Raw genomic sequence first — 23,647 nt, 5'->3', positions numbered from 1 at the left:
TTGCCCGCTGGGGGAGATGAGAGTCAGCTATTTGCGATGAGCGAGCGGCGATGGCCACGGGTTTGAGTCAGCGGGAACATCTGCGACCTCCAAGGGGGATGGGGCCACCGATTCGTTCCCCGCGACTGGCGCCAACCCTAGTGCGACTGGCTGCGCCGTCTATATCCCCAGTCGGGGGTGCAAGACGGCTTCCTCGTGTCTCGGCCGACCGACGCTGCCCCGGTTTGTTATCGATGCGCCCGCCGTAGCGCCCGCACCGATAACAAGCGGCAGCATCGTCGAGGGATGGGGATCGCGAGCGACCTCGGACGCGCGGGCGAGCGTCGCGATGTGGGCGAGTGATGCCGTCGCAAGAAGCGCGGCGGTTGGGGCAAAGCGACGCAGGCGTGGCTGCACGGGGAAGCGCCTTTCGGGCAGGCGGATGGGAAGGGTAAGCGGGTTGCTCACAGGCTAATCAGCCGACATGGCCGTGCGAAATTCCCCAATGTGGGTGGTGGACCGGGCGTTCTTGCGGCCGCCACACCGCCGCCTAGGCGGCGGAACGGCGACGGTGCATCATCATCACTCCACCTGTCACAAGCAAGAGGGTCGCGGCGGCGAGCGGCCCGGCCGAATCGGCGCCGGTGGCGGGAAGAGCGGTCGGCTGCACCGCGGTCACGGGGCGGGGCACTGTGACAGCGAGTTCGGCGACGCGCACGACGCCTCCGGGGGACGTTGCAGTTGCAACTATCCGGTGAGCTCCAAAGGCGATGCCCGCCGGAAGGGCCGGCACTCGCAGCGAGAACGTGCCCGAGGCATCCGCTGTCACGGTGCCGAGCAGCACGGGTGTCGAGTGCAGTTCGATGGCGACGGTGCTGCCCGGTATGAGGCCGCCGCCGGACACGACGAACTCGCCGCCGGTCAGGGTGCCGGAGGACGACTCCAGCACGAACGGGGCTTGCGCGGTGACGGTGATCCGCACGGGGAGCGGCAGCGACGGTGGCCCGTCAGAACCACGCGCGACGAGCGTGACGTCATAGGTTCCGGCGGAACCCATCTCGGGCGTTCCGGAGATTGCCCCGGTTGCGGGGTCGAGCGAGAGGCCCGCCGGAAGGGTGCCGGAGGCGATCGACACTGTTGCATCGTTCGGGTCGCCCTGGGTCAGGGAGGGCACGTATGCAGCGGGCTCTCCCTCGAGGAGGTCGATGGCGCTGTCGCCGGTCAGTTGCGGGGCGACAAATGGGGGCAGAACGTTCACGACCATTTGCGCATTTGCGTGGAGGTCGGCGTTGTTGCTGGCTGACCAGGACATCACGTAATCGCCTGCTGCACCCGCCTCTGGCGTTCCGCTGAACCCGACCTCGATGGCTGTTGGCGTCCCGTTGACGAACGCGATGCTCACGCCGGGCACAAGGACATCGAGACTGATTACAGCAACATATGGCCAGCCAGCCTCAACGACGACCAGAAAGTCGGTGCGGACGCCTTCTCGAAGAGTCAGCGGCTCGGGGAAGCGGAAGAAGGGCGCGGCGAGAACCTCGATGTCGACAACGATGTTCGTGGACGTGCGGCCGTCCGCGTCGTCCACGTTCAGCACTACCGAGGTGATGCCAGCACCAGCGCGCGATGGGGTTCCCGAGATAACGCCGGTGTTGTTATCGAGCGACAGTCCGGGCGGCAGCGACGAGCCTGCAGCGACTGCGACATACGACGCAACGCCAGAGAAAACGGGTGTGAAGCTTCCCGCTACATCTGCGGTGAACGTTGACGACTGGGTGGCTGCTGCCATGACCGCTGCGGATGGCGCCGGGGTAGGCGAATCAGAACCCTCGGCTCGGGCATCCGGAACGTCGAGGGGGGACTCCTGATCCCCCGTCGGTGGCTCCACGATCTCGGGTGCATCTGCGACTTGGTCGGCATCCGGGATCTCTGCACTCGCATCAGCGACTGGGGAACCGGCATCCGGCACCTCGGCGGTCGCCGCCAGTGGCGAGCCGAGCGCCAGCGGCACCGCGATGAAAACGGAAAGAAGTAGGGCAAGGCTTCGGGACACGCGGGACCTCCGGGCATGACGCTCGTCGGGTACGGGCGCCGGAGTTCACACTAGTGGTATATCGGGCAATCTCATCCGCCAGAATGCGTGTGCCATTGCCCCAATGCGGGTGGTGGACGGGGCGGTCTTACGGCCGCCACAGCTCGAGCTGCGGCACATCCGGCGTCTCGAAGCCCATCACCTGTCCGTAGAACGACAACTCGGCCTGCGTGGAGTGGATGATCGTCTCCGCCTTGCGGAATCCGTGCGATTCCCCCTCGTAGCCGACGTAGGCGTGCGGGATGCCCTTGCCCACCAGCGCATCCCGGAACGCCTCGGACTGGCTCGGCGGCACGACCGGGTCGTCGAGTCCCTGCAGCAACAACACCGGGCAGTCCAGCTGGTCGACATGATTGATCGGAGCGCGGGCGCGGTACACGTCGGCGGCCTCCGGCAACCCTCCGACGAGACCGTCGAGGTAACGCGCCTCGAAATCGTGGGTGTCTTCTGCGAGCGCCGTCAGGTCGGCGACACCGTAATAGGAGACTCCACACGCGAACACGTCCGACTGGACGAGCGCGGCGAGCACGGTCCAGCCGCCCGCCGAACCACCCCGGATGGCGAGCCGGTTCGGGTCGGCGATCCCGGCATCCGCCAGTCCGGTGATTGCGACGATGGTGTCCTCCACGTCGACGACACCCCACTGCCCGTTCAGGCGTTCCCGGTACTCGCGGCCGTATCCGGTCGAGCCGCCGTAGTTGATGTCGATCACGCCGATGCCGCGCGAGGCGAAGAACGCGTAGGTGAGGCTGAGCTGCGGGGCGCTGTGCCCGGTCGGACCGCCGTGCACGACAGCGACAAACGGCGGCAGCTCGCCGGGCGGCGCCTGGAAGTCCGGATTTCGCGGTCGGTACACGATCGCGTGCACCTCCCGCTCCCCGGTGAAAGTCATCGCCTCCGCCTCGGGCAGGTAGGCGGCATCCGGCAGCTCGTCGGTGCTGAACCGGATGTCGGTGAGCTCGCCGGTGCTGACATTCAGCTCGCGGAGCCCGCCGGCGATGGTCGCGCTGCCGCCGGTGAGCAGAACGCGGTCGCCGTTGACGTCACACAGGCCGATCGTCGTGAGCGGCAGTGCGAGGTCGCGCGTGACGCCGGAGCGCCGTTCGAGCACGCGCACGCTGTCGGTGCCGACCGTGCGGGTGTAGAGGAGCCGGCCGTCGCCGAGCGCCAGGTGCCACCTGGTGCCGAGCGCCCACAGCGCGCCACCGGTGTCGGCGTCGCTGGCGTCCAGCAGTTCGATGGCACCGTCGCGCGTGATGCGGTACAGGTTCCACCACCCGCTGCGGTCGCTGATCGCGTGGATGGTGCCCGAGTCGGCCCACTCCGGTTGCAGCACCGACTCGTCGCCGCCGGCGCCCATGAGCGTCTTCCACCCCGTCACCACGCCGTCGACGATCGGCCCGACCCGCAGCTCGGTCCTCTCCCACGGCATGTTCGGGTGGTCCCAGGCGATCCACGCGATCCACTTGCCGTCGGGCGAGATGCGCGGGTAGGCGAGGAAGCGCGAACCGCCGACGAGCGAGCGGATGCCGCTGCCGTCCAGCGCCACCGCCACGATGTCCCGCTCGAGGTCGCCGTCCGCGTGGGTCTCCCGCACCGCGATGACCTCGTCGCCGCGAATGCTCAGCTCGGCGAAGCGCATGCCCTGGCCGGCTGGGGTGAGGGGCACCGGCTCTGCGGTCTGCGGGTCGAGACGGTAAAGGCGCTGGTCCGAGAATTCCGCGAACACCAGCGCACCGGCATCCGTCACCGCCCACGCGCCGCCCCCGTACTCGTGCACGCGCGTGCGGGCGTTCCAGGGTGCGGGCAGCACGTCGACGACATCGCCGGATGCGTCGCGCCTGCGCACCGCCAGCCGGCCGCTCTCCGTCGGTCGAGCCTCCAGCCACCAGATGTCGTCGCCCACGTAGCGCCCGCCGGACACCGGATGGCCGCTCGCTACCAGGCTCGCGGCGGTGATCGGAGAGGTCCAGGAGCCAAACGGAGCGGTGGTCATGCGCCCACCCTAGACGGGCAACCCGATGCGCCTCTCCCCGCGTTGTGGAGGAGCGGTCAGGCGGACTTCTTGGCCGCCCGGAGCGTCTTCTCCTCGACGGGTGCGGTGCCTGCCTCCCGCCGGGCGCGGTAGTACTCCCGCGCTTCCTCCTGACGCCTGGCCTCGGCTCCGGATGCGATGGGCGCACGAAGGTGCTCCGGCTCGAATCCGAACGCGTCCACCAGGTCCTGCGCGTGCGGACGCAGCCGCGCGATCAGGCGGTTCATATAGGCGGTGATCGCGAGCGCCCGCTGCGGGGACAGCCGCCCATTGATCAGGTACCAGTCGAGGTGCTGCTCGATCAAGCCCAAACCGAACACGTCGTGCAGCCAGGACAGCACCTGCTTGGTGCCTGCGTCCTCGACCTGCTCCAGGCCGAGCGTGAACGCCTCCCACTGCAGCAGCTCGGCGTGCGCACGCGCCGCCTCGATCAGTTCGTTCTGCTGCGAGTTGAACAGGTCAGCGGCCTCGACCTTCGACAGCTTCGAGGCGCCGCGCAGCCGGCCGGCGAGCTCCTCCACCATGGTCTCGACCCGGTCGGTGAGCAGCTGCCGCTGGGTCTCGGTCTCGCGCAGCTCCTGCACGCTGCGCGCGGTCGAGCCGAGGTCGCGGATGTTCTGGGTCAGCCGGCGGAGTCCGCTGCCGTGGTAGGCGCGGTCGGCTGCCTGGCCGACGACGTAGCGGGCGAGCGCACCGGTGCCCGCCTTGCGGAACTTCGAGCTGAAGTCGGTGAGCAGCCGTTTGGCGACGAGCTGCAGCAGCACGTTGTTGTCGCCCTCGAAGGTGACCCAGATGTCAAGGTCGCTGCGCAGCCCGACGATGCGGTTCTCGGCCATGAAGCCGGCACCACCGCACGCCTCGCGTGACTCCTGAAGCGTCTCCAGCGCCTGCCAGGTGGCGAGCGGCTTGATCGCGGCGGCGAGCGTCTCCAGATCCTGACGGTCGTCGTCGCTGTCGGAGCCGCTGAACACCTCATGGAACTTCACAAGCAGTTCCTCGTGCGCGAAGGTGTTCGCGTACGCGGTGGCCAGCTTCGGGATAAGGCGACGCTGGTGCCGCTGATAGTCGAGCAGCACCTCCTCGTCGGTGTCGCTGCCCGCGGTGAACTGGCGGCGCTGGTTGCCGTAGGTGATCGCGATGGTCAGGCCGAGCTGCGCGGCGATCGTTGCCGAGCCGGCGAGCGACACGCGGCCCTGCACGAGCGTGCCAAGCATGGTGAAGAACCGCCGGCCCGGACTCTCGATCGGCGAGCTGTAGCTGCCGTCCTCGGCGACGTCGCCGTACCGGTTGAGCAGGTGGGTGCGCGGGACGCGCACGTTGTCGAACGCCAACCGCCCGTTGTCGACGCCGTTGAGGCCGCCCTTGACACCGTCGTCCTCGCTCGTGACGCCGGGCAGCATGTTGCCCGCCTCATCGCGCACCGGGACGTAGAAGGCGTGCACGCCGCGGCTGACCCCCTCCGTGATCAGCTGCGCAAAGACCACGGCAGCGCGCGCGTGCACCGCGGCGTTGCCCAGGAATTCCTTCGTCGCTGCGCGGAACGGCGTGTGGATGACGAACTCGCGCGCTTCCTTGTCGTAGGTGGCGGTGGTGGCCAGGCTCGCGACATCCGACCCGTGCCCGATCTCGGTCATGGCGAACGCTCCGGGGATGGCCAGCGAGATGACGTCCGGAAGCCACTTCGCGTGGTGCTGTTCGGTGCCGAGGTGCATGATCGCCGCACCGAACAGGCCCCATTGCACGCCGCCCTTGATCGACAGCGACGGGTCGGCGGTGATGGTCTCCTCGAACGCGGCCAGGTTGCCGCCGTGGTCCTCCAGCCCTCCGACCGACTTCGGGAAGGCCCGCTTGGCCTGCCCGGTCTCGACCAGGATCCGCAACTGCTGGAACACCCGCTCGCGGTGCTCGTCGACGCTGAGCCCGTTGATGCGGTGCAGCTCCGGGTTCTTCATCGCCTCGCGCGCCTGCCTGCGGACGTCTGCCCACTTGCCGAGCAGCACCGTGTTCAACTTCGCGACGTCGACGGATGCCTCGGTGCCGGCTGCCCGATCGAGGTGACCGTCGACCTCGACCTCGATCTCGGTGCCGGCGGGAGTGCGCGTTGCGGGACGCGTGACCGTGTCAACCATTGATGTACCCCTGTTCTGAGCACGCCAGTGAGGCGAGCCAAGTCTCTAGAGGTCACGCTAGGACCGGCCGGCTCGCCAGCGAAAATGTTCAGTGTTCGGGCTACAACTGACAGAGCCCGGCCACTCACCGTCGATTGGGGGAAGCTACAAAAGCATGCTGATGCCTTCGTAGGATGTCGCACGACAGCGTGGGTCGCTCCGGCACGCGATAGTTTTATGCCCTACGTCTCCCGTAAGGATCCAATGCTCACCGCTGTCTTCGGTCTCTCCAGCGCCCTCATCTTCGGCGCCGCCGACTTCTTCGGCGGGCTGGCGTCCAAACGCATCAGCCCCATCCGGGTCACCGCGGTTTCGGCCGTCGCCGGATTTGTGGTGCTGCTCGTCGGGCTGCTGATCATCCCTGGCGAATGGTCCTGGTCGGCGGTGCTCCTCGGTGGGCTCTCCGGCGTCGCCGGCGCCCTCGCGATCGTGCTCCTCTACGGTTGCCTGGCGATCGGGCCGATGAGCATCCTGTCCCCGCTGACGGCTCTGGTGTCCGCGTTCGTTCCGCTCACCGTCGGCCTGCTTCGGGGCGAGCAGCTCCCGTTCTTCGGCTACGTCGGCATCGGCCTGGCGCTGGTCGCGGTGGTGCTTGTCGGGTTCGTCCGGGAGGAGAACGCGGCGCGCCCCAACCTCAAGGGGCTGCTGATGGCCCTCGGCTCCGGCCTGATGATCGGAGTCTTTCTGGTCGTCATCGACCTGACCCCGGATGACTCTGGTCTGGTTCCTCTCGTCGCGAACCGGGCGGTCAACGCGTCCATCATGTTCGCTGTCGTCGGCGTGCTGGCCGTGGTTGCCGTGCGGAGTCGCAACTCCGTCAGCGAGCCGACCGGAATGCTGAAGCGCGGCTGGCGGGGCGGGGTGTGGATCGCTGCAGGGGCCGGCCTGATCGACGCGGTGGCGAACGCTCTTATGCTGCTCGGCCTGCGCATCGGCGACCTCAGCGTCATGTCGGTGCTGGTCGCGCTGTACCCGGCGGGCACGATCATCCTGGCCGCGATCGTGCTTCGGGAGAGGGTGACCGCAGGTCAAGTCGCCGGGCTGGTGCTCGCGCTGGCCGCCGCGGCGCTGCTCGCGCTCGCCTAGGCGCTGGGCCGGACGACGTACCCCAGCTGCTCGGACAGCTGGATGGCACCGCGCTGGACCACCTGAGCCCAGTGCCTCTCCGGCTGCTGGTCCCAGCGGGCGACCGGCACCGACACGCTGATCGCGGCGATGATCTCCCCGGCCGAGTCCCTGACCGGCGCGGCTGCACAGCGCGTGTCGGGCGCGGACTCGCGGTCCTCGAAGGCGACGCCGCGCTCGCGGACCGCTCGCAGCTCCGACTTCAGGGCGGTCAGCGTCGTGATGCTGCGCTCGGTGAGGGCAGGCAGCCGCTGTGCGTCGGGGAACAGGGCATCGAGCGTGTCATCGGCCAGCTCGGAGAGCAGCGCCTTGCCGAGGGCGGTCACGTTCGCCGGCACGCGTTGTCCGATGCTCGAAGGCAACCGCAGATTGTCGCGCCCCTCCACCTTCGCCAGGTAGAAGACATTGGCGCCCTCGCGAACCGCGACATTGACGGTCTCGCCGGACTGCTCGGCGAACTCGCGGGCGACGCTGTTGGCAGCGGAGAGCAGGTCGAAGCGGGACGCGTACGCATTGCCCAGATGCAGGAAGCGCACACCCAGCCGGTAACTGGTTCCCGGCTCGTCGCGCACGAGGTACTCACGGGCGACGAGCGTCGTGAGCAGCTCGTGAACCGTTGTGCGCGGGATGCCGGTGCGCCGTGCGACTTCGGGTGCGGTCAATGGGGCTGCGGCTTCGAGGAATAGTTCCAGGATGTCGAGCGTCCGCATCACGGCGGGCGTGAGTCTGGGCATGCCCTATAAATAGCCTCCTTTTTCGCCGTACGCAAATGGTTTCAATTTGACAACTCGAAAACAGGCGCGTTCTATATATCGAACGCGGTGCGAAGGTTCGAACAATGTCCGGCGCCTCGACACACCGGAGTGAGGAGACGCTCTAATGGCACGCAGTGTGAATGCGGCAATCATCGGTTCAGGAAACATCGGCACCGACCTCATGATCAAGATCCTTCGAGGGTCAGGGATCCTGAAGATCACGGCGATGGTCGGCATCGACCCAGCATCGGACGGACTCGCGCGCGCCGCACGGCTCGGCGTCACCTCGATCCCCACTGGGGTCGACGGTCTTATCGAGCACGAGGTCTTCGCCGACATCGACATCGTCTTCGACGCGACCTCGGCGGGTGCACACAAGTACAACGCCGAGCGACTCACCGCCGCGAAGCCCGGCATCCGCCTGATCGACCTGACGCCCGCGGCCATCGGGCCGTACTGCGTCCCTGTGGTCAACCTCAGCGAGAACATCGAAGCGCAGAACGTCAACATGGTCACGTGCGGCGGCCAGGCCACGATCCCCGTGGTCGCCGCGATCTCCCGGATCGCGCCGGTGCGCTACGCCGAAATCGTCGCGTCCATCTCGAGCAAGTCGGCCGGACCGGGCACCCGCGCCAACATCGACGAGTTCACCGAGACCACGGCCGCCGCGCTGCGCAGCGTCGGCGGGGCGGAGTCGAGCAAGGCGATCATCATCCTCAACCCGGCGGATCCGCCCGTCATGATGCGCGACACCGTCTTCGCGCTCACCGACGGCGGCGACCGGGAGGCGATTGAAACATCCGTCGCCGAGATCGTCGCGCAGGTTCAGGAGTACGTGCCTGGCTACCGGCTCAAGCAGCGCGTGCAGTTCGACGACATCACAACGCCGGAGAACGTGCCGGGCGTCGGTGTGTTCACCGGCCTCAAGACGACCGTGTTCCTCGAGGTCGAGGGAGCCGCCCACTACCTTCCGGCGTACGCCGGGAACCTCGACATCATGACCTCGGCCGCCCTGCGCACCGCCGAGACGATTGCGACCCGCTCACTCGAATTGCAGGAGGTCTGAGCATGTTCGACCCGACGACCGACAAGCTGTACATCTCCGACGTCACCCTGCGTGACGGAAGCCACGCCGTGCGCCACCAGTACCGCGTCAACGACGTGCGGGCCATCGTCTCCGCCCTGGATGCCGCCGGCGTCGACAGCGTCGAGGTCGCACACGGCGACGGCCTGAACGGCTCGAGCGTGAACTACGGCTTCGCGCGCCACTCCGACACCGAGCTGATCGAGGCAGCGGCCGAGGTGGCGGACAACATCTCTATTGCCACCCTGCTGCTGCCGGGCGTCGGCACCATCGATGACCTGAAGCGCGCGGCATCCGCGGGTGTCAGCTATGTGCGGGTGGCAACCCACTCCACCGAGGCGGATGTCTCCGCGCAGCACATCGCGACGGCGCGCGAGCTCGGGCTCAACACCACCGGCTTCCTGATGATGAGCGCCATGACGACGCCGGCGAAGCTCGCCGAGCAGGCGAAGCTCATGGAGGGCTACGGCGCGCAGTGCGTCTACGTCGTCGACTCCTCCGGGGCGCAGACCATGGACGATGTCACCGACCGGGTGACCGCGTTGCGGGACGTGCTGGAGCCGGAGACCGAGATCGGCATCCACGCGCACCACAACCTGTCGCTGGGCGTCGCCAACTCCGTCGCCGCGGTGAAGGCCGGCGCGAACCGCGTCGACGCGAGCCTCACCGGGATGGGAGCCGGAGCGGGCAACGCCCCGCTCGAGGTCTTCATCGCCGTCGCCGACAAGATGGGCTGGAACCACGGCACCGACCTGTTCGCTCTGATGGATGCGGCCGACGACATCGTTCGGCCGCTGCAGGAGCGCCCCGTGCAGGTGGATCGGGAGACCCTGACCCTCGGCTACGCAGGCGTGTACTCGTCCTTCCTGCTGCACGCCGAGCGCGCGGCAGCCAAGTACGGGGTGCCAGCCCACCAGATCCTGCTGGAGGTCGGACGCCGCCGCCTGGTCGGCGGCCAGGAGGACCTCATTGTCGACGTCGCTCTCGACCTCGCAGGCAAGGACGCCGCCTGACCATGACGGCCTACGGCTCACAGCCCGCGGCACCGTCGATGGCCACAGCATCGCTCCGCGCCCTCCTGCAGGCGGGACCGGTGCTCGGCACCTTCCAGGTGATCGGTCACCCGAGCGTCACCGAGGTTCTCGCTCGGGTCGGTGTGCAGGTCATCGTCCCGGATGCCGAGCATGCCGCCCTCGACCTGGCCGACCTCGAGCACCTGGTGCGGGCAGGTCAGGCCGCTGGCGCCCACGTCGTGCTGCGCCTCCCCCGCGCGGACGTCGGCCTGTCCCGAGCACTCGACACCGGGGCATCCGGAGTCATCGTCCCGCGCGTGGAGAGTGCAGCGGATGCCGCCCAGATCGTGCGCTACACCCGCTTCCCTCCGGTGGGCGAGCGTGGGCTCGGCGCCGGACGGGCCACCGCCTACGCGCTTGACCTCGCGACCCACCGGTCGACGGCGAACGATGCGCTGCTCGTCGTTGCGATGGTGGAGACGCGCGCCGGACTGCAGGCGGTTGATGAGATCGTCGCGGTCGACGGCATCGACGTCATCATGGTCGGCCCTGCCGACCTCGCCTCGAGCCTCGGCGTCGACGCCGGCGGCCCGGAACACAGCGCCGCTGTCGAGCGCGTCATGAGCGCCGCCCTGGCAGCCGGTCGCACGGTGGGTATCCACTGCGCCTCCGTCGACGACGCCCGCCGCTACCACGAGCTCGGTGTCGACTTCCTGCTCATCGCAACCGACGTCGCCTTCCTGGCGTCGGCGGCGTCACCCCACTTCCCAACGCAGCTGCGCTGAGGCAGTCACCAAAGAAAGGCATCAGAATGACGACCATCGAAGAACAGGACCACAAGGCGGTGGACAAGTCCACGCTGGTAAGCCCCTCCGAGCGCCGCCGCGCCCTCGCGGGAAGCGCCGTCGGAAGCGCGGTCGAGTGGTACGACTTCTTCCTCTACGGGACCATGTCGGCGCTGGTATTCGGGCCGCTGTTCTTCCGCACCGACGACGCGACGCTGAGCACCATGCTCGCGCTCGCGGCGTTCGCGCTGTCGTTCCTCATCCGGCCGATCGGCGGCATCGTCTTCAGCCACCTCGGTGACCGGATCGGGCGTAAGAAGACCCTGGTCATCACCCTCACGATGATGGGTGTTGCGACCGTGCTCATCGGTCTGCTGCCGACCTACGACACGATCGGTGTCTGGGCGCCCATCCTGCTGACCTTCCTGCGTCTCGTGCAGGGTCTCGCGCTCGGTGGCGAATGGGGCGGCGGGCTGCTGATGGCCGTCGAGTACTCGCCACGGAAGCGCCGCGGCCTGTGGGGCGCGGTTCCGCAGACCGGTGCACTGCTGGGTCTCGCGCTCGGAAACCTCGCGGCGACCGCGAGCCTCGCGATCTTCCCGGAGGATGCCTTCCTCTCTATCGGCTGGCGCATCCCGTTCATCATCTCGGTCGTCCTGGTAGCCGTCGGACTGTGGATCCGTCACGCGGTCGACGAGACCCCGTCGTTCAAGAAGGTCGTCGCCGCCAACGCGACCGCCAAGGTCCCGCTGCTGCTGACTTTGAAGCGCAACTGGCGCCAGGTCATCATGGTGATCCTCGCGAAGTTCATCGAGACGGCAACGTTCTTCCTGTTCGCAACGTTCTCGGTCGGCTACGCGGTCACCCTCGGCTACACGCAGACCGAGGCGCTCAACGCGGTGCTCATCGCCGCGGTGCTCGCCATCCCGGCGATGCTCGGCTGGGGCGCGATCTCCGACAAGATCGGGCGCAAGAAGGTCTTCATCGGCGGCGCTATCGCGGTAGCGCTGTACACCGTCCCGTTCCTGTGGATGATGAACCAGATGAGCTTCGGCGCTCTGCTGGCTGCGCTCGTGATCGGCTTCTCAATCATCTGGGCGAGCTACGGCTCCATCCTCGGCACCTTCTTCGCCGAGGCGTTCCCGGCCGACGTGCGCTACACCGGCGCCTCCCTCGGCTACCAGGTCGGCGCCGCGATCGCGGGCGGGCCGGTGCCGCTCATCGCGACCGCGATCGTGGCCGGCGCGAACAACTACGGCGGCATCGGCATCCTTATCGGTGTGTGCGCGATCATCTCGATCGTGGCCGTGCTGTTCGCCAAGGACCGCAGCGGTCAGGAACTCGACTGACCTGAGCCGCTCGAGCACCCCAAACCCCATTGAGTCGGGAGTAGTTGCCCTTTTGGTGTGAGCCATTTGGGCAACTACTCCCGACTCGATGCGGGGCGGCGGGCGAACGCGTGCGCCTTCGGTGCGAGCGCGGCTGAGAGTTCGCGGAACCGCTCGACCGACTGATGCCCGGGCCAATCGACTGGCAGCACGCTCGCCGGCAGCCCAGGGTCGAGGTACGGGATGATGCGCCAGCGGTCGAGCGCGTGCGTCCAGCGCGCGAATGCCTCGCGTTCGTCGGCGGCCGAGCCGTCGTGAGCTGTCGCGTCGAGGAAGACGCGGTGTAACCCGGCGAGGCGGTCGAGATCCCACCACCCAAGCGCGTGACGTCCGAGCCCGTCCGGTCGCTCGGCCGTGAACAGGGTGGCCGCGTCCTGCAGGTCGAGATCTGTGAGGATCAAACGCACCTCGTCGGCAAGGAATCCCGGCGCGATCCACAACCCGTCGGCGACGGTGCCGCAGCCGATCCAGCCGAGACGTCGCCGCAGTTGATGCCGGGCGGACCGACGCGACTCGGGCACGCTGTAGGACACCAGGCACCAGGGGTCGCGTTCGCCCTGCTGGCGGTAGTTGAAGATGCGGCGGTCGCCGCGTTCGAGCATTGGGACGGCATCCGGATTCAACCGGTAGCCGGGCGCCGCGCCGCCATCGGCCAGCAGCAGACCCTTCTCCTTGACCCTCGAGATCGCGGTGCGCGCGGCAGGGCCGGCGACACCGGCGGCGTCAAGCAAGCGCACCAGGTCGGACGCCCGGATGCTGCCGCCCAACTCGCGCAGGAACGCGCCGACGATGGTGCGCAGCAGCGACGTCGCACTGCCGGCGCGCGAATCGAAGTCGTCCAGAATCACGCCGCGTCGAGCTCCTCGGCGATGGCTTCCACACCTACCTGCACCTCGGCGAAACTCGTCGTCAGCGGCGAGAGGCCCAGCCGCAACCCGTGCGGACGACGGAAGTCCGGGATCACGCCGCGCTCCCACAGCCGCCCGACGACGTCGCTGAACGCCGGGTGGTCGACGGTCACGTGGCTGCCCCGACGCTCCGGGTCGCGCGGCGACGACAGCGCGGCACCGCGCGGGACCAGCAGCTCGTCGGCAAGGTCGATCGCGAACTCCGTGAGCGACACGGACTTCGCCCGGATGACATCCATGCCGGCGGCGTCGATGAGGTCGAGCATGTCCTGCATCGCAAGCATGCCGACCACCGACGGTGTGCCGCTGATGAAGCGCCGGATGCCCGCGTGCGGCGCGTAATCCGGTCCCATCTCGAACGGGTTGGCGCTGCCCATCCAACCCTGGATCGGCTGCCGCATGCTGTCCTGGTGCTCGGCGCGCACGTAGCCGAACGCGGGCGAGCCGGGTCCGCCGTTCAGGTACTTGTAGGTGCATCCTGCGGCGAGGTCCACTCCCCATGCGTCGAGCTCGGTGGGCACGACTCCGACCGAGTGGCACAGGTCCCACAGCACGAGCGCGCCGGCGTCGTGGGCGATGCGGGTGATCTCCCGGGCATCGGCGAGATAGCCAGAGCGGTAGGCGATGTGGGAGAGGACGACGAGGGCGGTGCGGTCGCCGACGAGCGCGGCGACCTGGTCGGGCGTCACCCCGCCATCCGGCGCCGACGACACCCAACGCAGCGTCGCACCGCACTCGGCGGCGATTCCGGAAGCCACGAAGCGGTCGGTCGGGAAGTTGTCGGTATCGACGACGATCTCGTCACGGCCCGGTCGCGCGGCCAGCGCGGCGCGGATGAGCTTGTAGAGGATCACCGTGGTGGAGTCGCCGACGAACACCTGACCGGGCGCCGCGCCGAGCACGACCTTGCCGATGCGGTCGCCGATGGTCAGCGGCAGGTCGTACCACTGCTCATCCCAGCCGCGGATCAGCCGTCCGCCCCAGTGCTTCTCGGCGAACTCGGTGAGTCGCTGCACGCTTGCCCGGGTCGGCCGCCCGAGCGAGTTGCCGTCCAGATAGGCGATCACCTCGCCGTCGGTGACGAACCTCTCGCGGTAGCCGGCGAGCGGGTCGGTGCTGTCGAGTTGTGCTGCGGTGGTCATTGCGCGAGTCGCTCCAGGAGTTGGTCGGGGGTGATGGCGGATGCGCCGGCGAGCCAGGCCGCGGTGTCCGCATGCCGGTCGTCGGCGAGGTGGGACAGGATGCGGCCGAAGCGCGCGGGCGCGATGGCGGCCACGAGTTGGTCGCCGCCGAACCCGGCTTCGGTCAGCGCGCTCAGCTCGCGGTGGTTGATGCCGACCGGCAGCGGTCCGTTGCCGAGATCCGTGCCGTAGACGACCCGGCCGCCGAGGTCCCGGAAGTGGCGGACGTTGTCGCTCGCGATGTCGAAGGCGGTGGTCGGCTCGCCCCAGCCGTGGATGTCGAGTGTGCTCACCCAGCTCACGTTGTCGGCCATCGCCGACAGCAGGTCGTCACTCAGGCGCTCGGTGAACGGCGCGTGCGCGAATCGGTCGACGCCCGCGCTGAAGGCCCGCTCGGCCTGCCCGGCCCCCTCGACATGCGCGGTCACGCCGAGGCCGCGGGAGTGGGCTTCTCCGACGATCGCGCAGAGCGTGGCGTCATCCAGCACCGGACCGGCCGCCGCGTTGAGCGTGACCTTGATGAAGCTCGCGCCGGCGTCGAGCTGCCGCTGCACCGCAGCGCCGGCGTCGTCGGTGCCGGCCACCTCGAGCACGGATGCCGTTGGCGCCCAGTCACGGTCGGATGGGTAGCCGCCGGGCGCGGTGAGGAATGCGCCCGCGAACCGGACCTCGGGGAGGTGTTGGTCCGCTGCCCAGGTGCGCGCGGCATCCGGATCCCAACCGCAATCATCGACCGCGCCGATCCCGGCTGCGAGGAGGGCGGTCGGGTCGATGAGACCGAGGTGCACGTGCGCGTCGCGCAGGCCGGGGAGCGCGGTGCCCGGCAGGTGAGCGGTCGGCGTGGCTGCCGAGCGGCGGATGCCGCGGTCATCAACCTCGAGCACGGTCGGTCCGAGCCACTCGCCCGCCCAGCATTCGTCGACCCGGAATACAACCCGCTGCCGCTGGCCCCGGGATTGCGAAGCGATCGTCTCGAAACCAGCCTCCGCGATGTGGTTTCGAGACGATCGGCCTTCGGCTGATCCATCAACCACCGGTTGCCCCGATCTCCGTCCGAACCGCAAACAGCTCGGGGAAGAACGTCAGGTCGAGTGCCTTCTCCAGGAAGCCGACACCGCTTGATCCGCCGGTGCCGCGCTTGGTGCCGATGATCCTCAGCACGGTCTTCAGGTGCCGGAACCGCCACTGCTGGAAGTTGTCCTCCAGATCGACGAACTCTTCGCAGGTCTCGTACTCGAGCCAGTGCTCATCCGGGTTCTCATAGATGGTGCGGAAGGTGGCGACCAACTCCGGCGTGAATGAGTACCCCTGCGTGACATCACGCTCGAGCACGCTGCTCGGCACCTCGAAGCCTCGACGCGCGAGGTAGCGCAGGAACTCGTCGTAGACGCTGGGGCTCGCGAGCAGTTCGGACAGCAGCGCGTGCGCCTCCGGGTGCGACTCGAAGACGCGCAGCATGCCTGCGTTCTTGTTGCCGAGCAGAAACTCGACCGCACGGTACTGGTAGGACTGGAATCCGGATGCGTTGCCGAGCACTCCGCGGAACTGCGCGTACTCGGTCGGCGTGAGGGTGGCCAGCACCGACCACTGCTCGGTGAGGGTGCGTTGGATGTGCTTGACGCGCGCGACGTTCTTCAGCGCCGGTTGCAGGTCGTCGCGGGCGATGGAGTCGCGGGCGGTGATCAGCTCGTGCAGCACGAGCTTCAGCCAGAGCTCCGTCGTTTGGTGCTGGATGATGAACAGCAGCTCGTCGTGGTGCTCCGGGCTGCTCACCGGCACCTGCGCCGACAGCAGCCGATCGAGCTGCAGGTAGGAGCCGTAGCTCATCCGATCGCGGAAATCGGTGACGATCTCCTGCTCGATCTCACGTTCGCCGCCTCGCGCATCCGTCATGCCGCACAGCATATTGCGCTTTCGTGACGACCGCCATGATTGTGAGACTGCTCTCTGTCCTGCCCCGGTCGGGACAGGCGCCCTGCACGAGTGACCGGTGCCCGTGACGGCGGGACGGGCCGGCCGCATACCGTGGGGGCGAACCTACGAGGAGCAACACCATGAGACGTTTCCCGCTCGCCGCCGCCGCCTTGGCCGCATCCCTTGCGGCCACCGGCTGTGTGGCCCATGCCGCACCGGCGACTTCGCCGCTCGAAGCCACAGTGCTCGACACCCTGCTGCGGGTCGTCGAGGAATCCGGGGCACCCGGTGGGCTGGTGCTCGTGCGTCATGGTGATGAAGAGTTCACCCTCGCAGCGGGCGACGCCGACCTCGACGGGACAGAACTCACCACCGACATGCATTTCAGGATCGCCTCGAACACGAAGTCGATGACCTGCACCGTCATGCTGCAGCAGGTGGATGCAGGGGTTATCGAGCTCGACGACGAGCTCATCGAGTACGTCGATCGCAGCGAGGAGTTGCGCTCGTTCGATGAACGGTACGACCTGAGCGGCATCACCTTCCGCAACCTGTGCCAGCACACCTCCGGGGTCGGTGACTACCGTGAGGCGCTTTTCTCGACCATCTTGGGCGACATGAGCGCTCCGCTGGAGCGCTCGGAACTCATCGAGGCGACACTGTCGGCACCGCGCGTCGGCGAGCCCGGCCAGCGCTTCTCCTATACCAACGGCGGGTACGTGCTGCTTGGTCTCGCGATTGAGGCGATCACGGACACTCCGTGGGCAGAGTTGTACGAAGAGGGCATCAACCGACCGCTCGGCCTTACCGGCACGAGCTACCCTGCCGCATCCGAAACTCGGCTGCCGGAGCCTTTCTCGCACGGCTACATGGCGGCGTTCGACGACTCCCTCAAGCCGATACCGAACAGCGCCGACGACGTGACCGAGCTCTCCGCGAGCATCGCCTACGAGTCCGGCGGGGTCGTGTCGACGATCGAGGATCTCGGCACCTGGGTCGAAGCGGTCGCCACCGGCGAACTGCTCAGGGACGAGTCATTCGCAGCGCAATGGGACACGCGTGCGACGGGAGTGGGCAAGTCCTATGAGACCGCATATGGACTCGGCGTGCAGGAATACGGCCCGTACCGCGGGCACGGCGGGGACATGCCCGGCTTTGTGACGCAGATGCTGCACAACCCGGAGACCGACACGACCATCGTCGTCATGCTCAACAATTCGGATGCGTCCGGCTGGTTCATCGAGCTGGTCGGGGCGCTCATCGCCGCACAGGTCGAGCCGGACGCGGTCCCGTGGACCGTCGATCGGATCGAACGCCAGCTGTTCGGCTCCGGTGGTTGAGGGATCGGCGCAGCCGATCGTCTCGAAACCACCACAACCGGCTGGTTTCGAGACGATTCGCTTCGCGAGTCCCTCAATCAGCGGGTGCCGATCAGGCCACGAACTCGTCGATCTGGTTGATGGCGTCGGTTGAACCCTCGACCACTCCCATGTCGAGCACGGTCTGCAGTCCCTCCACCGTTTCGTAGGTAGACACATAGGTGGCGTGCGTTCGACCGTCGCGCTCGGTGAATGTGTAGACGCTCGTCGCGACCGGCTGCTCGGGATCGGGGTTGAGGTCCTCGTCGGCGAAGCCGTCCTCGAACGCGAAGGAACGCGGCTCGTCCACCGCTGTGACCTTCCAGTACCCGCCGAACTTCTCCCCCTCCGGCCCGGTCATGAAGTAGGTGACGCGACCGCCGGGAGTCAGATCGTGTTCGACGACCGTCGCCGGGAAAGTCGGCGGTCCCCAGACCTTCTCGAGCTGGCGCGGATCTGCGTAGACCTGCCAGACCCGCTCGACTGGTGCGGCGAACTCGGCGGTGATGGTGAGGGTACGGGCGTCCAGGTCTTGCTTGACATCGGTGACAGGCATGTTCAGTCCTTCGAGTTGGTCTGCTCGTCGCCAACCTACAACTGTTCGGTGGTGGTTCAAGGTCCGCGCGGAACCTGACAGACATTTCGCAGGCGTAGGCTGGCTCCTTGCCGAAAGGAGCGAAGATGCGCGTCGCCGCGTTCGATTGCGGAACCAACTCGCTGCGCCTGCTGATCGCGGACGCACAGGACGGTGCCCTGACCGACGTCGTGCGCACCCTCGAATTGGTGCGTCTCGGTCAGGGAGTGGACCGCACCGGGCGCTTCGCCGACGACGCACTGGCCCGCACGCTAGAGACCACCCAGCGCTACGCCGACCTGTGCCGTGAACACGGTGTCGAGAGGATGCGGTTCGTCGCCACCTCCGCAACGCGCGACGCCGCCAACCGGGACGAGTTCCTGAACGGCGTGCGCGACATCCTGGGCGTCACGCCCGAGGTGATCAGCGGCGGGGAGGAGGCGGCGCTGTCGTTCCGCGGCGCCGTGAGCGTTCTTGGTTCCGATGCTGAGACCGAGCGCCTAGTCGTCGATCTTGGCGGTGGCTCGACCGAGCTCGTGCTCGGCGATGGGACGCCGATGTCGTCCTTCTCGATGGACGTCGGCTGCGTGCGACTCACTGAGCGACACCTGCACTTCGACCCGCCCACTGAGGCGCAGCGTGCGGCCGTACGGGCAGACGTGAACGCGGCGCTCGACGAGGCAGCAGCGGTCGTCGACCTCAGCCGCGCGAGCGAACTCGTCGGGGTTGCCGGCACGGTGACGACGGTCACTGCGCACGCCCTCCAGCTGCCGAGGTATCAGCCGGAGGTCATCAACGGGACTCGGCTGTCGGTCGAGAGGGTGCTCGAGGCCTGCGCCGACCTCGCGTCGATGCCGCGTGAGCAGCGAGCAGCGCTCCCCTATATGCACCCGGGTCGTGTCGATGTGATCGCATCCGGCGCCCTGGTCTGGTCGGTCATCGTCGGACGCGTGCGCGACGCATCCGGAATCGACACCGTGGTCACAAGCGAGCACGACATCCTCGACGGCACAGCACTCTCGCTCGCCGACTGAACGCCGGCCGGGCAACCCGGGGGGCTACCCGGCCGACAATCGTGTTACGGGGTTAGCCAGTCGAGCTGGTTGGTCAGCCAGTCGAGCAGGCCGGGCAGACCGCCGCGCGCCGGCTGCACCCGCTGGGCGTCGCTCGTCGCTGACCCGTCAGCGTAGCCATCGGCGCTGGCCGTCACCACGACGCTCAACTGGGTACCCAGGTCAGCATCGGTGATCCGGTAGCTGGCACCCGTCGCGCCATCGATCGGCTCGCCGTCGCGCAGCCACTGGTAGCTGAACTCGGGCTTCTTGACGCTCCAGTTGCCCGCATTCACCTTGACCGTGTGGCCGACCTTAGCCGCGCCGGTGATCTTCGGCTCCTTGACGTTGGCAATCGCCTCAAGGTTCGAGGTGATTGCCAGCGGGTAGGCGATCTCGGTGCCGTTCTCGACTACCCGGATGGTGAGCAGCAGGGTTCCCTCCGCCGCGCCATCCGGGATCGTGATCGTCACCGTCGCCCGACCCTGCTCATCGGTCGTGTCGACGATGGTGCCGTCGATCGTGGCCGAGCCGAGCACGGTGTCGCCGGCGAGCACCTCGACGGTGCCCGTGGTCGGCCCACCGCGCGTGAACACCAGCGACGACAGGTCGAGGGCGACCTGGTCGCCGGCGCTGTAGCCGTCGGCATCCGCGTCGGACGGGTTCACGCCGACCGAGCGCTGTGCGTAGTCGGGCGATGCGACCGGGTTGGCCACGAAGTAGTCGACCATCGCCTGCAGGTCGACCCGCCCGCTGTCGGCACGCTGCGTACCATCGCGGAAGGTGACGAAGTTGTCGCCACCGGATGCGAGGAACGAGTTCGCGACGACCCGGTACTGGCCGGCCGGGTCGATCAGCTCACCGTTCAGGTACATCGCGGTGATCCGCTCGCCGACCGCCGCTGACGGGTCGTAGACGTACTCGAACCCTTCAGAAACGCCGAGCTTCAGGAATGGACGCGAGGTGCCTGCTGGCTGCCACTGCTGCTCCAGGATCTGCCGGATCTGCTCGCCGGTCAGGGTCATCGTCACGAGAGTGTTCGCGAACGGCTGCACCTGGGCGGCTTCACGGTAGGTGACGTTGCCATCCGGGTCGTTCGGCCGAGTGGACGCGTACACCAGGTCGGCACGCAGGCCACCGGGGTTCATGAACGCGATTTCGGTGCCGAGTGCGGCGGTCGCCCACAACTGCACGTCGGCGACGAAGTTGCCCAGCGACGACTCCGCACCGCGGTTCTCCACTATTCCAGTCGGGTTGGCTGGAGTGGGCGGAACCAGGTTCTGCATGCCGCGGTAGAAGGACTCGGTGATCTCACCCACCTTCACGGAGCCGAGGACATCCGCTGCCTTGGTCGCCTCGGCGACGATTGCGGCAACCTCGGCATCCGGGGTGAATCCGGTGATCGGCAGGATCTCGGCGGTGAAGCTGATGATCTCCTGCGTCTCGGCATCGACGCTCAGATCGAGGTGCGCGTAGTTCTGGCCGTACTGACCGGCGGAGACCACGAGGCGCGGAAGGTCCATGCCGGGGATCTCGATCTCGTGGTCGTAGGCCAGGTGGGTGTGGCCGGAGACGATCGCATCAACCGTCGGGTCGACGCCCCTCACGATCTGGCCGAATGCAGAGTCATCTGTCGATGACGCCACATCCGGTGTCGCCGCGCCCTCGTGGACGAGCAGCACCAGCACGTCGGCCTCGCCATTGGCCAGGTCACCGTCGGAGAGTTCGCCAGCGACGCGGTTCACCTCCACCACGATGTCGCGCACCTCGAGCGTTGCGATTCCCGCGGGGCTGACCAGACTGGACAGCTCCTCGGTGACCGCCCCGATGAAGCCGACGGTCACGCCGTCGAACTCCTGCAGGAAGTACTCCTGGTAGGCCGGCTCGCCGGTCGCGCGGTCGTACAGGTTCGCTGCAAGGTACGGCCAGTCGGCTTCCTGCAGGATGCGGTTGTCGACATCGTCACGGCCCTGGTCGAACTCGTGGTTGCCGAACGAGCTGGTGTCGAGCCCGATCGCGTTGAGCGCGTCGATGGTCGGCTGGTCCTGCTGGATGAACGACGTGAACGTCGATGCGCCGATCAGGTCGCCCGCGGCCACGAACGTGGTGTTCGGGTTCTGGGCCTCCCAGTAGTCGACCATGCCGCCCAACTGCGCGGCACCAGGAGCATCCGAGGCGGCTTCGATGCGCCCATGGAAGTCGTTGATCGTCAGGATCTCGATCTCCACCGGTGCGATTTCGGCCGAGACGCCGACCTTGATCGGGTCGTGGTCGCTCGAGCGGAACACGCTGTCGGGGTCGGTGGCATCGAACTCGTAGCCCCGGTCGCCCCACTCGGGCGCGTTGATCGCCCACGAGCCGGCTCCGGTGACGGATGCCGCGGCCGACGGGCTCGCGATGATGTGGTCGAGTGAACCCCACTCGCCGTTGAAGGAGTAGGTGTACTGGCCGTCGGTGAGCTCCGTCAGCAGGTCGACCCAGCCGGCGTCGGTGAAGACCTGGACCGGGTCCTCCTCCGGGTAGGCGTTGAAGTCACCGATCAGGAAGACGTCCTCGCTCCTGGCCGGGTCGGTGCTCACTTGCTCCACGAGCGCGAGGAGGCTGTTCGCCTGCTCGACCCGCTCGGCGTTGAAGTGTCCCTGACCGTCGGCCGGATCTGCACCGGTGCCGCTCTTCGACTTGAAGTGGTTGGCGATGACCGTGAAGACCTTGCCGGTCTCGTTCGCCTCGAAGGTCTGCCCGATGGGCTCACGCGCGATGTCCCACACGGTCTCGTCGACCTGAGTGAAGCTGTCGCCGACCGTGGTCACCGCCGCGGGCTTGAAGATGATCGCGTTGGTGATGAAGTCGGTGATCGCCGCGTCGTTCAGCCCGGCCGGGGTGGGGACGTAGTCCCACGTGCCGGCACCGGCAGCCGCGTTGAGCGCGGCGACGAGCGCCTGCAGCGCCTCATCGACCGGCTCGCCCAGCTTGACCGAGTTCTCGATCTCCTGCAGCGCGACGACATCCGCTCCCAGCTCGTTGATCGCCGTGACGATCTTGGCCTGCTGGATCGCGAAGTCGGCTGCGGTGTCGGCGCCGCGCGCCTGCGAGTTCTGGCTGGTCAGCGTCGTGAAGTAGTTGAACACGTTGAAGCTGGCGATCGAGAAGTCACCGCCCACCTGCGGGGCGGATGCCGGGCGCGGGTTGGTCGGCTCGAAGGTCGGCTTGAACGGGGCCCCGTTCGCGTCGGTGATCGGCACGGTCGGCTGCAGTCGCCACTCGTTGAAGCCCCACGCCAGCACGTACGGCGTCGCCGGGAAGACCGCCTTGTCGCCGTTGCGGACGACGACGTCTTCGGTGAGGTATGGCTGATCGCCGACGTGGTTGCTGTTGTCCACCCGGATGCTGTAGCCATCGTCGAGCAGCAGGCGCTTCGCCGCGTTGGCGGCCGCGATCGCGTTGGCGTCGGCACCAGCATCCGTGGTCTCGGTGCTCTTCACGGCCGGCGCTTGCGCGCTCAGCCACAGCTCGCCGAAGCTGAACAGGTTGTGGCTCGAGCCCAGGTAGTAATCGCCGGTCGGGGTGACGAGCTGGCTCTCCAGGACCTCACGGTCGGCGCCGACGAGCGTTGCGGGAAGCGGCGTGGCCTCGGGAACACCGACGCCGGCCTCGACGAGCTCGGTTTGCGCGGCCGTGGTCGCGCTTATCTGGGTTTGGTCGAAGTTCTCGCCCGCGGTACCTGTGACGCGCACCTTGTCGCCGATGGCGACCGCCGGGTTCGCGTTGTTCAGGTAGACGAAGATGCCGTCGGATGCGCCGGGCGTCGCGTCTGTCGCACCGCCGGAGCCCTCCGTCTGGATGACGATGCCGCGGAAGTTGCTGACGCCGCGGTAGTCGGCGGTGACGATGCCCTCGACCGTGACGGTCTGGCCGGTCAGGGGCGTTGTGGCAGCTGCGCCCTGCACCTGGGCGATCGTGTGGGTTACTTCTGCGGCGTTCGCCGCAGTCGCTGTGAGCCCGGTGAAGGCGAGGGCGATCGTTCCAACCGAGGCGACGAGACCCAACCGGCCCCGTCCCCTCCTTTTCGTGTTGAGGGTGGAGTCGGCTGATTCCTGCAAGGTGTCTCCCCGTAAGCAATGCGCCGCTCGCGCGACGCAAACAGAGGCCCCCGGATAGGGGTCATTGAGCAGAAGTTACCCTGTCCCCCGTTCGAGGGGAAGATCTCTCGCAAAAATTCATGGTTTGGTCACCGTT

General features: G+C 67.7%; 17 protein-coding genes. 7 read left to right on the top strand and 10 right to left on the bottom strand.

Annotation, left to right across the window (positions count from 1 at the left end; translation table 11 throughout):
* Positions 1-529 precede the first annotated feature (529 nt).
* From HGK58_RS03260 to HGK58_RS03250, 3 genes are all read right to left on the bottom strand, one after another.
* Positions 530-2,032 carry an Ig domain-containing protein gene (locus HGK58_RS03260; protein ID WP_168626093.1) on the bottom strand — a complete coding sequence of 501 codons (1,503 nt, stop codon included), beginning with the start codon at positions 2,030-2,032 and terminating at the stop codon, positions 530-532.
* 127 nt (positions 2,033-2,159) lie between these two features.
* Positions 2,160-4,067, bottom strand: a complete 1,908-nt coding sequence (locus tag HGK58_RS03255; RefSeq protein ID WP_168626092.1) for a prolyl oligopeptidase family serine peptidase — start codon at positions 4,065-4,067, stop codon at positions 2,160-2,162.
* 56 nt (positions 4,068-4,123) lie between these two features.
* Positions 4,124-6,235 carry an acyl-CoA dehydrogenase gene (locus tag HGK58_RS03250; protein WP_168626091.1) on the bottom strand — a complete coding sequence of 704 codons (2,112 nt, stop codon included), beginning with the start codon at positions 6,233-6,235 and terminating at the stop codon, positions 4,124-4,126.
* A gap of 243 nt (positions 6,236-6,478) precedes the next feature.
* Between HGK58_RS03250 and HGK58_RS03245 the strand changes: the two genes are divergently transcribed.
* Positions 6,479-7,360: a DMT family transporter gene (locus tag HGK58_RS03245; protein WP_168626090.1), complete on the top strand. Its 882-nt coding sequence runs from the start codon at positions 6,479-6,481 to the stop codon at positions 7,358-7,360.
* On the opposite strand, the gene HGK58_RS03240 is transcribed toward HGK58_RS03245, so the two are convergent.
* The gene (locus HGK58_RS03240; RefSeq protein WP_168626089.1) at positions 7,357-8,133 is read right to left on the bottom strand and encodes an IclR family transcriptional regulator; all 777 of its coding nucleotides are present in this window, start codon (positions 8,131-8,133) and stop codon (positions 7,357-7,359) included. The genes HGK58_RS03245 and HGK58_RS03240 overlap by 4 nt on opposite strands.
* 145 nt (positions 8,134-8,278) lie before the next feature.
* Between HGK58_RS03240 and HGK58_RS03235 the strand changes: the two genes are divergently transcribed.
* From HGK58_RS03235 to HGK58_RS03220, 4 genes are read left to right on the top strand one after another with little or no spacing between them, the layout of a single operon-like run.
* Entirely contained in the window at positions 8,279-9,220 is a 942-nt protein-coding gene (locus HGK58_RS03235) for an acetaldehyde dehydrogenase (acetylating) (RefSeq protein WP_168626088.1), read from the top strand.
* A 2-nt stretch (positions 9,221-9,222) separates the two neighbouring features.
* On the top strand, positions 9,223-10,251 hold the full coding sequence (gene dmpG, locus HGK58_RS03230) for a 4-hydroxy-2-oxovalerate aldolase (RefSeq protein ID WP_168626087.1): 1,029 nt from the start codon (positions 9,223-9,225) through the stop codon (positions 10,249-10,251).
* A 2-nt stretch (positions 10,252-10,253) separates the two neighbouring features.
* Complete coding sequence (locus tag HGK58_RS03225) at positions 10,254-11,036, top strand: aldolase/citrate lyase family protein (protein ID WP_168626086.1); 783 nt, start codon at positions 10,254-10,256, stop codon at positions 11,034-11,036.
* Positions 11,037-11,062: 26 nt separating this feature from the next.
* Positions 11,063-12,385: an MFS transporter gene (locus tag HGK58_RS03220; protein WP_168626085.1), complete on the top strand. Its 1,323-nt coding sequence runs from the start codon at positions 11,063-11,065 to the stop codon at positions 12,383-12,385.
* 74 nt (positions 12,386-12,459) lie between these two features.
* On the opposite strand, the gene HGK58_RS03215 is transcribed toward HGK58_RS03220, so the two are convergent.
* The 4 genes from HGK58_RS03215 to kynA form a co-directional block, all read right to left on the bottom strand.
* Complete coding sequence (locus HGK58_RS03215) at positions 12,460-13,272, bottom strand: PaaX family transcriptional regulator C-terminal domain-containing protein (protein ID WP_168626084.1); 813 nt, start codon at positions 13,270-13,272, stop codon at positions 12,460-12,462.
* Positions 13,269-14,474 (bottom strand): aminotransferase class V-fold PLP-dependent enzyme, encoded by a 1,206-nt coding sequence (locus HGK58_RS03210; protein WP_168626083.1) that lies wholly within the window; start codon positions 14,472-14,474, stop codon positions 13,269-13,271. Before HGK58_RS03210 ends, HGK58_RS03215 begins: the two co-directional genes overlap by 4 nt.
* Positions 14,471-15,397 carry an amidohydrolase family protein gene (locus HGK58_RS03205; RefSeq protein ID WP_168626082.1) on the bottom strand — a complete coding sequence of 309 codons (927 nt, stop codon included), beginning with the start codon at positions 15,395-15,397 and terminating at the stop codon, positions 14,471-14,473. The genes HGK58_RS03210 and HGK58_RS03205 overlap by 4 nt, the downstream gene beginning before the upstream one ends.
* A gap of 142 nt (positions 15,398-15,539) precedes the next feature.
* Positions 15,540-16,406 (bottom strand): tryptophan 2,3-dioxygenase, encoded by an 867-nt coding sequence (gene kynA / locus HGK58_RS03200; protein ID WP_168626081.1) that lies wholly within the window; start codon positions 16,404-16,406, stop codon positions 15,540-15,542.
* Positions 16,407-16,567: 161 nt separating this feature from the next.
* Here kynA and HGK58_RS03195 point away from each other — a divergent pair, with 161 nt between their 5' ends.
* Positions 16,568-17,767 carry a serine hydrolase domain-containing protein gene (locus tag HGK58_RS03195; RefSeq protein ID WP_168626080.1) on the top strand — a complete coding sequence of 400 codons (1,200 nt, stop codon included), beginning with the start codon at positions 16,568-16,570 and terminating at the stop codon, positions 17,765-17,767.
* A 91-nt stretch (positions 17,768-17,858) separates the two neighbouring features.
* On the opposite strand, the gene HGK58_RS03190 is transcribed toward HGK58_RS03195, so the two are convergent.
* Positions 17,859-18,341, bottom strand: a complete 483-nt coding sequence (locus HGK58_RS03190) for an SRPBCC domain-containing protein (RefSeq protein WP_168626079.1) — start codon at positions 18,339-18,341, stop codon at positions 17,859-17,861.
* 125 nt (positions 18,342-18,466) lie between these two features.
* On the opposite strand from HGK58_RS03190, the gene HGK58_RS03185 reads away from it, so the two are divergent.
* Positions 18,467-19,393: a Ppx/GppA phosphatase family protein gene (locus HGK58_RS03185; RefSeq protein ID WP_168626078.1), complete on the top strand. Its 927-nt coding sequence runs from the start codon at positions 18,467-18,469 to the stop codon at positions 19,391-19,393.
* Positions 19,394-19,437: 44 nt separating this feature from the next.
* Here HGK58_RS03185 and HGK58_RS03180 read toward each other — a convergent pair whose 3' ends face one another.
* Positions 19,438-23,511, bottom strand: a complete 4,074-nt coding sequence (locus HGK58_RS03180; protein WP_168626077.1) for an ExeM/NucH family extracellular endonuclease — start codon at positions 23,509-23,511, stop codon at positions 19,438-19,440.
* Between the last annotated feature and the right edge of the window lie 136 nt (positions 23,512-23,647).

The sequence above is a fragment of the Cryobacterium sp. BB307 genome (genome assembly GCF_012274275.1).
GTDB lineage: Bacteria > Actinomycetota > Actinomycetes > Actinomycetales > Microbacteriaceae > Terrimesophilobacter.
The sequence above is the reverse complement of the archived record's forward strand: the minus strand, read 5'-3'. Positions and strand labels throughout refer to the sequence as shown.

Coding starts and splice junctions, on each gene's coding strand:
- HGK58_RS03185 (WP_168626078.1), top strand. CDS start 18,467: ATGCGCGTCGCCGCGTTCGATTGCGGAACCAACTCGCTGCGCCTGCTG.
- kynA (WP_168626081.1), bottom strand. CDS start 16,406: ATGACGGATGCGCGAGGCGGCGAACGTGAGATCGAGCAGGAGATCGTC.
- HGK58_RS03190 (WP_168626079.1), bottom strand. CDS start 18,341: ATGCCTGTCACCGATGTCAAGCAAGACCTGGACGCCCGTACCCTCACC.
- HGK58_RS03220 (WP_168626085.1), top strand. CDS start 11,063: ATGACGACCATCGAAGAACAGGACCACAAGGCGGTGGACAAGTCCACG.
- HGK58_RS03210 (WP_168626083.1), bottom strand. CDS start 14,474: ATGACCACCGCAGCACAACTCGACAGCACCGACCCGCTCGCCGGCTAC.
- HGK58_RS03240 (WP_168626089.1), bottom strand. CDS start 8,133: ATGCCCAGACTCACGCCCGCCGTGATGCGGACGCTCGACATCCTGGAA.
- HGK58_RS03195 (WP_168626080.1), top strand. CDS start 16,568: ATGAGACGTTTCCCGCTCGCCGCCGCCGCCTTGGCCGCATCCCTTGCG.
- HGK58_RS03225 (WP_168626086.1), top strand. CDS start 10,254: ATGACGGCCTACGGCTCACAGCCCGCGGCACCGTCGATGGCCACAGCA.
- HGK58_RS03255 (WP_168626092.1), bottom strand. CDS start 4,067: ATGACCACCGCTCCGTTTGGCTCCTGGACCTCTCCGATCACCGCCGCG.
- HGK58_RS03235 (WP_168626088.1), top strand. CDS start 8,279: ATGGCACGCAGTGTGAATGCGGCAATCATCGGTTCAGGAAACATCGGC.
- dmpG (WP_168626087.1), top strand. CDS start 9,223: ATGTTCGACCCGACGACCGACAAGCTGTACATCTCCGACGTCACCCTG.
- HGK58_RS03250 (WP_168626091.1), bottom strand. CDS start 6,235: ATGGTTGACACGGTCACGCGTCCCGCAACGCGCACTCCCGCCGGCACC.
- HGK58_RS03245 (WP_168626090.1), top strand. CDS start 6,479: ATGCTCACCGCTGTCTTCGGTCTCTCCAGCGCCCTCATCTTCGGCGCC.